Below are 13,140 nucleotides of genomic sequence, written 5' to 3'. Positions count from 1 at the left end.
ACGTGCGTCAGCGACGCACCAGATAGGTGTCCATGATCCAGCCGTGCCGCTGACGCAACTCGGCCCGCACTCGCACGATCTCGTCTTCCACATCGCGCAAGTTCCCGGCGATCAATACTTCGTGGGGGGTGCCAAGGTACGCGCCCCACCAGATTTCGACGTCGTCCCCGGCAACCTCGGTGAAGGTGCAATTCGCGTCGAGCATCACGACGGCGTTGTCGACGCCGTCGGGCAACCCGTCGGCAAGATTGCGTCCGGTGGTGATGTGGATCGGTTCGCCGATGCGGTTGAGCACTATGCGGTGCTGCGCGGCCAAGGACTGGACGCTGGTGATTCCTGGAATCACGGAGTAGTCGAAGGTGACATTGCCGCGAGCAAGAACCCGTTCGACGATGCGCAGTGTGCTGTCGTAGAGCGACGGGTCGCCCCAGACGAGGATCGCGCCGACACCGGGTTCGGCCGCAAATTTTTCTTCGAAGATCGAGGCCCGACGGTCGTGCCAGTCGTCCACAACACCTTCATAGTCCGAAGGTGTCCGATCTCTCGGTGGATCGGTGATCTCCACTATGCGGTATTCGCCGGTCACATGTTCACGGAGAATACCGGTTCGCAGGTCCACCAGATCCTGCTTTTCGCTCCCCTTGCCGATCACAAAAAACGTATCGGCCCTGTTCATAGCCTTGATAGCTTGGATCGTCACTTGATCGGGATCACCAGCGCCGACGCCGATCACAATGAGTTCATGCATTGAAGGAGGTTATCGTGCGTGCCCTAGACTGTTGGCCGTGACTGTCTCCACCGCCTATGAAGATCTCCTGAAACTCGTGATGGAGACCGGCACTCCCAAAGCCGATCGCACCGGCACCGGCACACGCAGCATCTTCGGTCACCAGATGCGCTTCGATCTTGCCGACGGTTTCCCCTTGGTCACCACCAAGAAGGTGCACCTCAAGTCGATAGTCAACGAACTGCTGTGGTTCCTGCGCGGCGATTCCAACATTGCCTGGCTGCATGAGCACGGCGTCAAAATCTGGGATGAGTGGGCCGACGAGAACGGCGAACTCGGCCCCGTCTACGGCGTGCAGTGGCGCAGCTGGCCCACTCCGTCTGGCGAGCACATCGACCAAATCACGCAGACCGTCGAAACCTTGCGGTCCAATCCCGATTCCCGACGCATCATCGTCTCTGCCTGGAATGTGGCCGATATTCCGCAGATGGCGCTCGCTCCGTGCCACGCGTTCTTCCAGTTCTATGTCGCCGACGGCAAGCTCTCCTGCCAGCTGTACCAGCGCAGCGCCGACATGTTCCTGGGCGTTCCGTTCAACATCGCGAGCTACGCGCTCCTCACGCACATGATGGCGCAGCAAGCCGGTCTCGACGTGGGTGAGTTCATCTGGACCGGCGGCGATTGCCACGTCTACGACAATCACATCGACCAGGTCACCGAGCAGCTCAGCCGGACACCACTCGACCTCCCGACGTTGAAGCTGAACAAGCGTGATTCCATCTTCGACTACACCTTCGAGGACGTCGAAATCCTTGGATACCAACATCATCCGGCCATCAAGGCACCGGTCGCGGTCTGATCATGAGTGAGCGCGCAGTCACGCTCGTCTGGGCTCAGGCGAACAATCGTGTCATCGGCGAAGGCAACACCATTCCGTGGCGCCTCTCCGAGGACATGGCGTACTTCAAAAGCGTCACCATGGGCCATCCGGTGATCATGGGCCGGTTGACATGGGATTCCATACCGCCCAAGTTCCGGCCGTTCAGTGGTCGCCGAAATATTGTTGTCACCCGCGACACCACCTGGGCTGCCGACGGCGCCGAAGCTGCGCACAGTCTCGACGAGGCACTGGCACTGTCCGACGCTGATATCTGTGTCATCGGCGGCGGTCAAATCTATTCGGCAGCAATGCCATTCGCAACCAAACTACTCGTCACCGAAATTGACCTCGACATTGCTGGTGACGCGTATGCTCCCGTCGTCGGACCCGAGTGGACACTGCGTTCCGACGAGACCTGGCAGACGTCGGAAAAAAGCGGGCTCCGGTTCCGCTGGCTGGAATACAATCGCAACGAATCGACTAACTGATCACTTAGTCCGTTCGTCAGGCACGCCGGACGCGCGTCGGTCATACTCGGGGAACCGAGATGATCGCAGCAACCCCGAGAGGTCTTCGATGGACAAGAAGTCACTGACAGCCCTCGCTCGCCAACAGTTGAAGCTGGCGGCCACTGCCAGCAGCGGTCGCAGTTCCCAAACTGTCTATGGCGGCCATCAGCGCAGCCTGCGGCAAACAGTGATCGCGCTCAGTGCCGGCAAGAGTCTCGCCGAGCATGACAGCCCCGGCGAAGCAACGTTGCTGGTGCTCAGCGGCAAACTCAACCTCATCTGCGGTGACGATCAGTGGAAGGGTTCCACCGGAGATTTCCTCTCCGTCCCCGCCCAGCGCCACAGTGTCGAGGCACTCGAAGACGTCGCATTCCTGCTGACCGTCGCAATGTAATTCCACTACCGGTACCGTTCGTTCCGTGACCGAAACGGTAATCGAAGTATCCGTCGTATCACCGCGCGCTGCCCTGTGGCCTGCGCTCATCGATCCCACACTGATTCGGCGATGGCACGGCTGGGACTGCGCCGAACTCGACGACGAGATCGAGTACATCTACTCCACGGCTGAAGCCGATCCCGATGCGTTCACCCTCACACTCGGCAACGGCGATCAATTCTCCCTCATCGAAAATGACGGCACGACGATCGTCCGTATCACTCGCCCACCTCGACGCCCCGACGACGAGTGGTTCGCGGACGTCACCGAAGGCTGGACAACCTTCCTGCATTTCTTGAAGTTCGGCGTCGAGCACCACGGATTGGCCGAGCGCAGAACAATTTATCTCGACGGCCCACTCCGCCCCGGCGAAACAGCTGCTTCTGTTCTCGGACTCGACTCCGTCGCAGCGGTGCCCGGCACCCGCTACAACGCCACTCTGGCTCCCGGGGATTACGCCGAAGGCGTCGTCGACTACGTGAGCGACCTGCAAACAGGAGTGACAATCGAAGACCTTGGTCCCGGATTATTGGTCTGCGCAACGCAGCCCGCGGGCCCGCACCGCCCCCAGCCAGGACTCCAAATCCTTCTGGCCACCTACAATCTCAGCGACGACGAGTTCTCGGAGATCGAACATCATTGGAAACAGTGGTGGGACGGTCGAACTCGCGCAATCTGAGCACTCACGAACCGATATGCTTCGCTAATGATCGATTCTTCGGGCCACAGTCCGACACGAACTTTCGGCGAGGTACTCGAGCGACTTGCTCATACCGACGCCGATATCCCCACGCTCCACCGGCTTCTCGAAGCCGTTCTCGTTGTCGGTTCCGGTCTCGATCTCGATCTGACTTTGCAGCGCATCATCACCGCAGCAACCACCGTGTTGGATTGCCGGTACGGCGCATTGGGCGTGCGTGCGCCCAGCGGTGGCCTCGCTGAGTTCGTATACGAGGGCATCGACGAACCCCTGCGGCAAACGATGGGACACTTCCCGGAAGGCCACGGCGTGCTCGGTGTCCTCATGAACGATCCCAAGACGCTGCGAGTCTCACACTTGGGCGCACATCCGGAATCTGTCGGCTTTCCCGCCAATCATCCTCCGATGGACAGCTTCCTGGGTGCACCGATCATGATGCGAGGCGAGGTGTTCGGCAGCATCTACCTCACTGAGAAGCGCGGCGCCGCAGAGTTCACCGAAGAAGACGAAGTCATCCTCGAGGCCCTCGCCATCGCAGCCGGAATGGCCGCCGAGAATGCCCGCTTGTTCGAACAGTCTCGGACCCGCGAAAGATGGCTCACCGCAATGTCAGCCGTACGGACAAGACTGCTGGCAGGCGACTCCCTCGAAGACGGCCTGCAACTTCTCGCCACTCGGGTCCGCGACCTTACCGGCGCCGACGACGTCATCGTGGTCATCTGTGAAGACGGCTACGCGCAGGTCCACACTGCTGCCAGTGCTCGACCCACTTCGCGAGGAATACGAATTCCGGCAGACACTTATCCTTTCAACATTATTCGGCAAACGCACAAGGTGCAGGTCTTCACCGAACTCGGAGCTGTAGCGGAATTGGTCCCCACGGCCATCAGCGCCGTTCTTGCCCCGATGACCATTGCGTCCGGCGTGGTAGGCGCACTCCTGCTCGCCTCTGATTCCACAAACACGCTGTGGGACCCGGACGAGCTCACCCGAATCGAATCGATGGCCGAGCTCGGTTCTGTGGCAATTGAATTCGATCGCAAACAACGCGGCCAACGCCTACTGTCGGTGCTCGCGGACCGCGATCGCATTGCCCGCGATCTGCACGACAACGTCATTCAGCGCCTGTTTGCCAGCGGGATGAGCCTGCAGAGCACCCTCCCGGATTCGAGCCTCCCGGCCTCCGCACGCGCCATCGTCACCAGGTCGCTCGAACAGCTGGACCAGACGGTCCGTGAAATCCGCACCACCATCTTCGATCTCCAGACACCAGCCACCGCAGACTCGACAAGCTTGCGTCGACGCCTCCTCGACGTAATCGCCGATGCCACAGCACAATCGGCGGTCACTCCGAGCGTGCAGTTCTCCGGGGCCATCGACACGCTGGTCAAGGCCGGCATCCATCCGCATGCCGAAGCAGTGCTCCGCGAGGGTCTGAGTAACGTGCTACGTCATGCGCAGGCCGATACCATCACCATCTCGGTGACTGCCAATCTCGAATTCGCGATCACGATCGACGACGACGGTAACGGCATCCCCGACGGAGTACACAAAAGCGGGCTGCACAATCTGGAACGACGTGCCGAACACTGCGGTGGCACTTGCACAATCCGTAACCGCGAACCGCAGGGCACCCGCTTGGTGTGGCGGGTGCCGCTGCGACGCGAGAGACCCTGAGCTACTTGCTGCGCAACTCGGTGGCCAATACTGCGGCCTGAGTTCTGCGCTGCATACCCAACTTCGAGAGCAGTCGCGTCACATAGTTCTTGACTGTCTTTTCCGCCAAGAAGAGTCGAGCGCCGATCTCGCGGTTGGTCAGCCCCTCCCCGATGAGGTCGAACACCGCACGTTCCTGGTCGGAGAGTTCAGCCAAGGGATCAGCCGTGCGCTCACTACGGATGCGCTGCATCAATGCCTCGGTGGCCCTGCTGTCCAGCAAGGAACCACCGAGACCCACAGTGCGTACTGCCGCAACAAGATCCGTGCCCAGGATCTGCTTCAGCACAAACCCCGAAGCGCCGGCCATGATGGCGTCGAGCAGGGCTTCGTCGTCGGCATACGACGTCAGCATCAGGCACCGCAGGTCCGGCAGCATCGACCGGAGGTCACGGCACAACTCGACGCCGTTGCCGTCTGCCAGTCGCACATCGAGGACCGCGACGTCGACGTTGCGCTGTGGGATCACAGCCATGGCTTCCCGCACCGACGACGCTTCACCGACCACCTCGAAATCCTCGACACCGCCGAGTAGATCGAACAGTCCACGCCGGACGATCTCGTGATCGTCGACCAGGAACACGCGCGTAGTCATTGAAGCCCTTCTTGGAATTTTGAATCGATCGGAAACAACGCGTAATGCGTACTACTTGTGCCGCACAATCAGTACCGGACAGTCGGCGGTGTGGAGGAGTGCCCGACTGGTCGAGCCGAGGAGCATTCCCACGAAGCCGCCGCGTCCGCGACTGCCGACAACGATCAGCTGCGCTGTCTCGGCATATTCGCTGAGCACTCGCACCGGGCGATCCCGGGCCACCACGCGCTCGACCACAACGTCCGGGTACCGGTCGGTGAACCCGGCCAACTGCTCAGCCAGAACCACCTCTTCGCCGGTCTGAATGCTGCTCCACAGTGGATCATCCGGAGTTGCGCCCAGCGAAGGCTGCACGCTGACATCGCTCCACACGTTGACTGCAATGAGTGTGGCTCCACGCGCCGAGGCCTGCTCGAAGGCATGCTCGATAGCTTCGATGCTGTTCTCGGAACCGTCCACGCCAACCACAACGGGCCCCTCGGTGGGCGGATGGCCATCCAACGTCCGTCCCCGAACCACCGCTACCGGCGATTCACCGTGCGAGACAAGCGAAACCGTCACCGAACCGACGACCAGACCGGTGAATTCACCGTGCCCACGCGGACCCAACGCCACCAGGTAGGCGCGCTTCGACAGTTCGATCAGCGAATCGGAGACGCTACCGGTAAGTTGCTCGGTCACCACCTCGAGATCGCCGTCGACGCTCTGATGAGCCAGAATTTTGGCGCTGTCGAGACGCGCGCGTGCTGTGCGGTGCAGTTCCTCCTTGAAGCTCTCGGCCAGATACGGCTCGGAGTAGTAGAACGCCGGAATATGCACCACCGTCACGATGTGAAGGGGACGGCCCAATGTCGCGGCCGTGTGAGCAGCCCAGACAACCGCCGACGACGCGGACTCGGAGCCGTCCACTGCTACGACGACGGGTTGGTTTGCACTCATGTTCGTCCCTTCACGATCAGACTGTTCGACACTGCGCAGCGCGGTGCTACGGAGTTCTCCGCCACCACACTATTGCCTTCACACTATTGCCCGAGTACCGCAAATAGGGTCATCAACACCAGAGGGTCCCGAATCGGACATGACGGTCCCGTCCGTGAGTTGACTGCGCAACCCGAACACGGCGACGGCCCCGCCAACATCCCTGACGGGCGTCAACGAGGCCGGTTGCGGCGGGCTGACGAACAAACCCTGGCCACACACCTCACGATAGGGGTACAAGCAGTTGCCTCATAAGTGCACAAAGTCCCCCTTGCTGTGCGCCTTTATTAACCGCGGGCGGTTAATAAAGGCGCACAGCAGTTAGTCACAAATCTTCCGGAACTTCTCGATCAGCGCGACACGGCCCGCGCGATCAGCCGCCAACGGGGTGACGTTGAGGGTGGTGACGCCGGCTTCCGCGAATGCTGCGACGCGTTCCTTGACGTAGCTTTCGGGTCCGATGAGCGAGATAGCACGTACCAACTCGTCCGGGACAGCCGCTGCTGCTTCGTCCTTCTTGCCGGCGAGGTAGAGATCCTGAATCTTCGCGGCAGCTTCCTCGTAGCCGTAGCGGATGGCAAGGTCGTTGTAGAAGTTCTTGCCCTTGGCACCCATGCCGCCGATGTAGAGGGCGAGGCTGGGTCGCACCCAGTCGAGCATGTGGTCGACGTCCTCGCCGATGGCCAGCGCCGGGGATGCGTAGACCTGGAGTTCACCGAGACTGGGATCGCGCTTGGCCTTACCCTTGGCGATCGGCTCGCCCCACACGCTCGCAGCCTTCTCCGGATGGAAGAAGATAGGCTCCCAGCCTTCGGCGATTTCCGCGGTCAGTTCCACGTTCTTGGGGCCGAGCGATGCGATCAGGATCGGGATGCGCTCGCGTACAGGATGATTGATCAGCTTGAGCGGCTTGCCCAGCCCGGTGCCCTTTTCAGCCGGCAGCGGCACCTGGTAATACTTGCCCTGGTACTCGACCTTCTCGCGGCGCCACACCTTGCGGCAGATTTCGACTACCTCGCGGGTGCGTCCCAGAGGAGCGTCGTACTTGACGCCGTGAAAGCCTTCGATCACCTGCGGGCCGGAAGCACCGATGCCCATGACAAAACGTCCGTTGGACACGAAGTCGAGGCCGGCTGCAGTCATCGCGGTCAGCGACGGCGTGCGGGTGTAGATCTGGAAGATGCCGGAGGCAAGTTCAATGGTCGATGTCTTGGCCGCCAGGTAACCGAGTTGGCTGACAGCGTCGAACGAGTAGGCCTCGGGGACAAAGGCGATGTCCAAACCGGCCTTTTCGAGGTCACCGACCTCTTCTACTGTTTCAGCGAACCCGCCGCTGTAGTTCAATCCCATACCGATACGCACGTTGTAACCCCAATCCTGACGATTGCCGAGTGTGCTGCAGGCACACCTCACGCCGAACATTACTCACCCGAACACTACGGAACATGAGTCCGTATTCATGTGACTGGCCCGTTCGTATTCGGTGACCGAAATGAACGGGCCAGGCCACAAACTTCAGTGATCAGGAATCTTCGGGACGAACCACCATCACCGGGCATTGTGCGCTGGCGATCAGCGTGTTGCTGGTCGATCCGAGGAGCATTCCGCGAAAACCGCCACGACCTCGGCTACCGACAACAACCAACTGCGCCCGGGCGGACCACTCGAGGAGACGTCCACGCGGATTGTCGAGGTAGATTTCGCGTCGTACGACCACGTCGGGGTACTTCTCGCACCATCCGGCCAGGCTTTCGCTCAGTACCGCGTGCTCTTCCTCCTCGAACGACTGCGGCGCCAGCGCGGCGGCGCGAGGATCCTCGAATGCTGCGGTTCCGAGGTCACTCCACACGTGAACGGCCACAAGCTCGACGCCGCGGAAGGACGCTTCCTCGAACGCCGCGCCCACGGCCTGAGCACTCAGAGCACTGCCGTCGACACCCACCACGACGGGCCCGTCGGACGGTACGACGCCGTCGCGTTCGCGAACGACGATCACGGGGCACTTACCGTGGCTCGCCACACCGACTGCCGTATTGCCGAGAACAGCCGTCGCTGTCTTGCCGGACGACGACGCCCCAACTACCGCTAGTCGCGCTTTTGCGGAACTCTCCAACAGCCACTGCGTCGGGCTGCCGATCGCGATCTCACTGTGAATGGTCACCGTGGGTGCGACTTCGCGGGCAAACTTCTCGGCTTCGGCGAGGACTTCTTTACCGGCTTCTTCGATCCATTCGTAAACGCCGCCCGCATCGATGTACGGTCCGCCGAATCCGTACGGCGCAAAGTCGAGCGCATGCAGGATATCGAGACGCAATTCGCGCTGCGCGGCAATCTTTGCAGCTTCGCGGAGCGCGCTGGACGACGTGTCCGACCCGTCTACTCCGACGACGACATTGTTGTGTTCGCGTGAACTCATGTGCCCACCTTCCGTAAGAAGTTATCGAGCCACTTTCTACTGTAACCATCACAATTGGACCGCGCTTTTCGGGTCGACGAATGTCGACAGCGCGAAAATATGCTCGAAGCTGTTGACGGATAAGTCAATTAGTCTGCCCACGTATGGACAGGGTTACCTCGCCGCATGTTCTCGATGTACGCACGCATCATCTCGCCAAGAGCAGCCGTGCGGTCCAGTCCCGACGCTTCAGCAGCCTCGACGCGTCCCCTCTGCCAAGCGGCTCCGGTCTGGCGATTGAGGCATCGACCCTCAATAACTCCGAGATATCGTTCACGCGCGGCAACCGACAATCCGAAGTCCGCCAATCCTTCGTCAGCGAGCGGAAGCAGCTTGCGCAGAATCAACTCGTCGGCTCCCACCCACCCCATCTCGGGCCAGTACAGAGTTGCATCGAGTCCGTGCTTTGCGCCGATATGCAAATTCTCTTCTGCGGCATGAAAAGACAGGTGAGACCAGAGCGGCCGATCTGCATTCACCAGCGCCCGCACTGCCCCGTAGTAGAACGCTGCGTTCGCCATGATGTCTCGGACGGTAGGCCCGGCCGGCAGTACCCGATTCTCAATCCTCAAGTGCGGCTCGCCATCCGAGCAATCGTAAACCGGACGATTCCAGCGATAGACGGTGCCGTTGTGCATCTGTAGTTCATTCAATTCCGGCACACCGCCGGCCGCCAGTACCGCCAGAGGATCTTCGTCGGAGATATCCGGTAGCAGCGCCGGGAAGTAGCGTGAATTCTCCTCGAACAGATCGAGAACCGAATGGATCCATCGTTCCCCGAACCACACGCGTGGCCGCACTCCCTGATTTTTCAGTTCGAAAGTTCTTGTGTCCGTTGCTTGTTCGAAGATCGGAATCCGAGATTCATGCCACAATGCCTTACCTGCCAGAAACGGTGAGTTCGCAGCCAACGCCACCTGGACACCAGCCAGGCATTGCGCGGCATTCCAGTGCGGCGCAAACTCTTCGGGAGAAACCCTCAGATGCAATTGCATCGACGTGCACGCCGCCTCGGGAACTACCGAATTAGTGTCTGCACGTAGAACTTCCACAATTCCGCCGCGAAGCGCAACTCCTTCCACATCCAATTCGATGTCTTCACCACGCGCAGCGAAGATCTGCTCGTTGAGCAATTCGTACCGCGGATTCGCGGTAATCCACTCACGATCGAGATGCTCGAGTTGGAGTGTCGGCAGCATCCCGATCATCACCATCTCGGCATCGTGTTCGTGGATCCGAGCATCTGCAATCTGGAGGGAACTTCGCAGTTTCTCTTCGAGTACGAACGTCGCGTCTCCAGTCAGCGGCCCCGGTTCGACATTCATCTCCACGTTGAACTGCCCCAGTTCGGTTTGGAATACTGCTGAATCGTCGATGGCATCGAGTACCGCCAGATTGGACATAGCCGGAGCCATGTCACCGGCCACCAGGTTGAACTCGATCTCCATCCCAAGCAATGGGTCGGGTTTGTCGACTGCATCTCGGAAATCGCCGCCGTCGAGCATCTGTTTCATCGCGTCGACGCACGCTAGTACCTTCTTGCGGAACACACGACGGTCCGCTCGGGTGAACATCCGTGCCTTGATTTCTGCGCCCATCTTTCGCCCCCTTCAAACGATCAGCGTCCCTGAAGGCTAGCCGCCAGGGGGCAATCGGGAAACGAAAACTGCGGCAAAACAAAACTGCGGTGGCACCCGGAGCAAGTCCCGGTACCACCGCAGTGGAAAAGAGCGTTTTTTCAGGCCAGCATTTTCAGGCCCAGGTAGGTGATACTCCGCGGGCGCGCAGCCACGCGGCGGGATCAACCTTTGCACCGTTCTCGGCTACCTCGAAGTGCAGGTGCGGGCCGGTGGACTGGCCACGGTTGCCGACTGTCGCGATCTGCTGCCCGGCATTGACACGCTCGCCGACGTTGACCTGGTAGTCGTTGACATGTCCGTAGGTTGTGACGGCGCCGTCATCATGCTGCACGCGCACCCACAGCCCGAAGCCCGAGGCGGGCCCGGCGTCGATGACCTTGCCGGATGCTGCGGCGCGGACCGGGGTGCCGATCGGAGCGGCGATGTCCAGGCCGCCATGATGTGCGCCCCAGCGGGAGCCGAAGTCGGACGTCAGTGTTCCGGAAACCGGCTGCACTGTGTTGCTGTTCGACGAGAGCGGATTGACCGAACCCGAGCTGATGGAGCTCGTAAACTGCTCTACCTGCTCGTTGACCTGTGCCAGGACGTCCGGGAGCGGGGGAAGCTCGATGCTGGACAATGCCGGCAGTTGCGTGCCCGACAGTCCGGCCGGAACCTCGAGCCCGACGGGAAGCAGTCCCTGCGGAATTTCGAATCCGGCAATGTTTTGTGTGGCCGGCGCTGCCGCAGCAGTGCCGGCACCCATCTGTCCGGCGCCGACAAGAAGAGCACCCGTAGCCGCAGCTACGACACCCGCTTTGACTCCGGCGCCCGGCCCAGCCGACGGAACGCGGTGGCGTCCGTTTGCTGCATCAGGATCGATCTCGAATGCAACATTGGAATTGCCCGTGCGGTGGTGGTTTCCCACAGTGTGTACTCCGTCAGTCGTCGGCCTACAGCGATCTTCAAGTGAAGACCGCTCCTCTGTCTGCCGACGAATGTAACAGTTTGATCAAGGTGACCGCTACCGTTACACGTTCTTGACCAAAACTAATTTTCGTCCGACTGCCGACTGGCGTCGAGTTCTGTGCGGAATGCGTCGTATCGTGCCCGGTGAGCGGGCCGACGACGGATAATCACCCAGGCGATGCCGAGTGCAACAAACCAGATCGGTGTCACGATGAGCGCCTGCAGCGTGTCCTCCTTCGTGGTCAGAGCCCACAAAATGAAGACGAAGAACGCGAGTACGACCCAGCACATCACGACGCCGCCGGGCATCTTGAACTTCGACGCCGCATGCAGATGCGGGCGACGCTTCCGGTACACCATGTAGCTCACCAGGATGATGGTCCAGACGAACATGAAAAGCAGCGCTGAGATTGTCGTCACGACAGTGAACGCCTCGATCACCGAGTCGCCCGAGAACAGCAGAATCAGCGACGCGAGCAGGAAGATGCAGGAGAACATCAACGCGTTCGCGGGAACCTTGCGCGAGTTCAGCTTGCCCAGCGCCTTCGGTGCGTCGCCTTCCTGCGCGAGGCCGTACACCATGCGCGAGGTGGAGTAGATACCCGAATTGGCCGACGATGCCGCCGACGTCAGAACCACGAAGTTGATGACCGAAGCCGCCATCCCCAGTCCGGCGAGGGTGAACATTGCAACGAACGGACTCTTGCCCGCCTCGATCTCGCGCCACGGCGTCACCGCGATGATGACCGTCAGCGCAACCACGTAGAACAGCAGCACACGAATCGGGATGGAGTTGATTGCCTTGGGCAGGTTCTTCTCGGGGTCCTTTGCCTCGGCCGCCGTCGTACCCACCAATTCGATACCCACGAATGCGAACACCGCGATCTGGAATCCGGCTACGAAGCCCATGAAACCGGTCGGGAACATGCCGCCGTCGTTCCACAGATTGTCGATGCCGGACGTGGCTCCGTTCGGTGCCGTGAAGCCGGAGACGACCATGACGATGCCCACGATAATGAGCGCGACAATGGCAACGATCTTGATCAGCGCGAACCAGAACTCGGCCTCACCGAATGCCCTGACGGTCGGCAGGTTCAAAAGCAATAGCGCGGCGATCGTGAGCAACGCGGGAATCCACGCAGCCAACCCGGGCCACCAGTACTTGAAGTAACCCGAGATCGCGATCACGTCCGCGATACCGGTGACAATCCAACAGAACCAATACGTCCAACCGGTGAAGAATCCGGCCCACGGGCCGAGTAGATCGGCCGCGAAGTCGGAGAACGACTTGTACGACATATTGGAGAGCAGCAACTCCCCCATCGCACGCATGACGAAGAAGAGCATGAAGCCGATGATCATGTAAACGAAGATCACGGACGGCCCGGCCAGCGAGATCGTCTTACCCGAACCCATGAACAGGCCGGTGCCGATAGCGCCGCCGATGGCGATCAGCTGAATATGACGGTTGGAAAGTTGCCGCGACAAGTGGGGATCGTCACCTGCAGGTTTTGACAGTTCAACACGGTTCACGTCGTCGGACACGGAGGATCCCC

13 protein-coding genes are annotated in these 13,140 nt (G+C 60.5%); 5 read left to right on the top strand and 8 right to left on the bottom strand.

Going from position 1 to position 13,140, the window contains the following annotated elements:
- Positions 1 to 7: 7 nt before the first annotated feature.
- Positions 8 to 748 carry a precorrin-6A synthase (deacetylating) gene (cobF, locus tag MTX36_RS17975; protein WP_243621056.1) on the bottom strand — a complete coding sequence of 247 codons (741 nt, stop codon included), beginning with the start codon at positions 746 to 748 and terminating at the stop codon, positions 8 to 10.
- A gap of 37 nt (positions 749 to 785) precedes the next feature.
- On the opposite strand from cobF, the gene MTX36_RS17970 reads away from it, so the two are divergent.
- The 5 genes from MTX36_RS17970 to MTX36_RS17950 all read left to right on the top strand — a co-directional run bounded on the left by MTX36_RS17970 (position 786) and on the right by MTX36_RS17950 (position 4,929).
- Complete coding sequence (locus tag MTX36_RS17970) at positions 786 to 1,586, top strand: thymidylate synthase (RefSeq protein WP_254922777.1); 801 nt, start codon at positions 786 to 788, stop codon at positions 1,584 to 1,586.
- A 2-nt stretch (positions 1,587 to 1,588) separates the two neighbouring features.
- Entirely contained in the window at positions 1,589 to 2,095 is a 507-nt protein-coding gene (locus MTX36_RS17965; protein WP_243621055.1) for a dihydrofolate reductase, read from the top strand.
- An 88-nt stretch (positions 2,096 to 2,183) separates the two neighbouring features.
- The gene (locus tag MTX36_RS17960; protein ID WP_094271517.1) at positions 2,184 to 2,510 is read left to right on the top strand and encodes a cupin domain-containing protein; all 327 of its coding nucleotides are present in this window, start codon (positions 2,184 to 2,186) and stop codon (positions 2,508 to 2,510) included.
- 25 nt (positions 2,511 to 2,535) lie between these two features.
- Complete coding sequence (locus MTX36_RS17955; protein ID WP_243621054.1) at positions 2,536 to 3,231, top strand: hypothetical protein; 696 nt, start codon at positions 2,536 to 2,538, stop codon at positions 3,229 to 3,231.
- 27 nt (positions 3,232 to 3,258) lie between these two features.
- Positions 3,259 to 4,929, top strand: coding sequence for a GAF domain-containing protein (locus tag MTX36_RS17950; protein WP_243621053.1), 1,671 nt, complete (start codon positions 3,259 to 3,261; stop codon positions 4,927 to 4,929).
- A 1-nt stretch (position 4,930) separates the two neighbouring features.
- On the opposite strand, the gene MTX36_RS17945 is transcribed toward MTX36_RS17950, so the two are convergent.
- The 7 genes from MTX36_RS17945 to cycA all read right to left on the bottom strand — a co-directional run bounded on the left by MTX36_RS17945 (position 4,931) and on the right by cycA (position 13,129).
- The gene (locus MTX36_RS17945) at positions 4,931 to 5,563 is read right to left on the bottom strand and encodes a response regulator transcription factor (protein ID WP_094271514.1); all 633 of its coding nucleotides are present in this window, start codon (positions 5,561 to 5,563) and stop codon (positions 4,931 to 4,933) included.
- Between the two features lie 51 nt (positions 5,564 to 5,614).
- Positions 5,615 to 6,502: a universal stress protein gene (locus MTX36_RS17940; protein WP_094271513.1), complete on the bottom strand. Its 888-nt coding sequence runs from the start codon at positions 6,500 to 6,502 to the stop codon at positions 5,615 to 5,617.
- A 360-nt stretch (positions 6,503 to 6,862) separates the two neighbouring features.
- Positions 6,863 to 7,903: an LLM class F420-dependent oxidoreductase gene (locus tag MTX36_RS17935; protein WP_243621052.1), complete on the bottom strand. Its 1,041-nt coding sequence runs from the start codon at positions 7,901 to 7,903 to the stop codon at positions 6,863 to 6,865.
- Positions 7,904 to 8,063: 160 nt separating this feature from the next.
- Complete coding sequence (locus MTX36_RS17930; protein WP_243621051.1) at positions 8,064 to 8,957, bottom strand: universal stress protein; 894 nt, start codon at positions 8,955 to 8,957, stop codon at positions 8,064 to 8,066.
- Positions 8,958 to 9,085: 128 nt separating this feature from the next.
- A complete protein-coding gene (locus tag MTX36_RS17925) occupies positions 9,086 to 10,594 on the bottom strand; it encodes a glutamate-cysteine ligase family protein (protein WP_243621050.1) in 1,509 nt (502 codons plus the stop codon).
- 154 nt (positions 10,595 to 10,748) lie between these two features.
- Positions 10,749 to 11,543: a M23 family metallopeptidase gene (locus MTX36_RS17920; protein ID WP_243621049.1), complete on the bottom strand. Its 795-nt coding sequence runs from the start codon at positions 11,541 to 11,543 to the stop codon at positions 10,749 to 10,751.
- 122 nt (positions 11,544 to 11,665) lie between these two features.
- Positions 11,666 to 13,129, bottom strand: a complete 1,464-nt coding sequence (cycA, locus tag MTX36_RS17915) for a D-serine/D-alanine/glycine transporter (protein WP_243621048.1) — start codon at positions 13,127 to 13,129, stop codon at positions 11,666 to 11,668.
- Positions 13,130 to 13,140 lie beyond the last annotated feature (11 nt).

This window comes from Rhodococcus sp. ARC_M6 (assembly GCF_022810305.1).
Taxonomy (GTDB): Bacteria; Actinomycetota; Actinomycetes; order Mycobacteriales; family Mycobacteriaceae; genus Rhodococcus_F.
The sequence above is the reverse complement of the archived record's forward strand: the minus strand, read 5'-3'. Positions and strand labels throughout refer to the sequence as shown.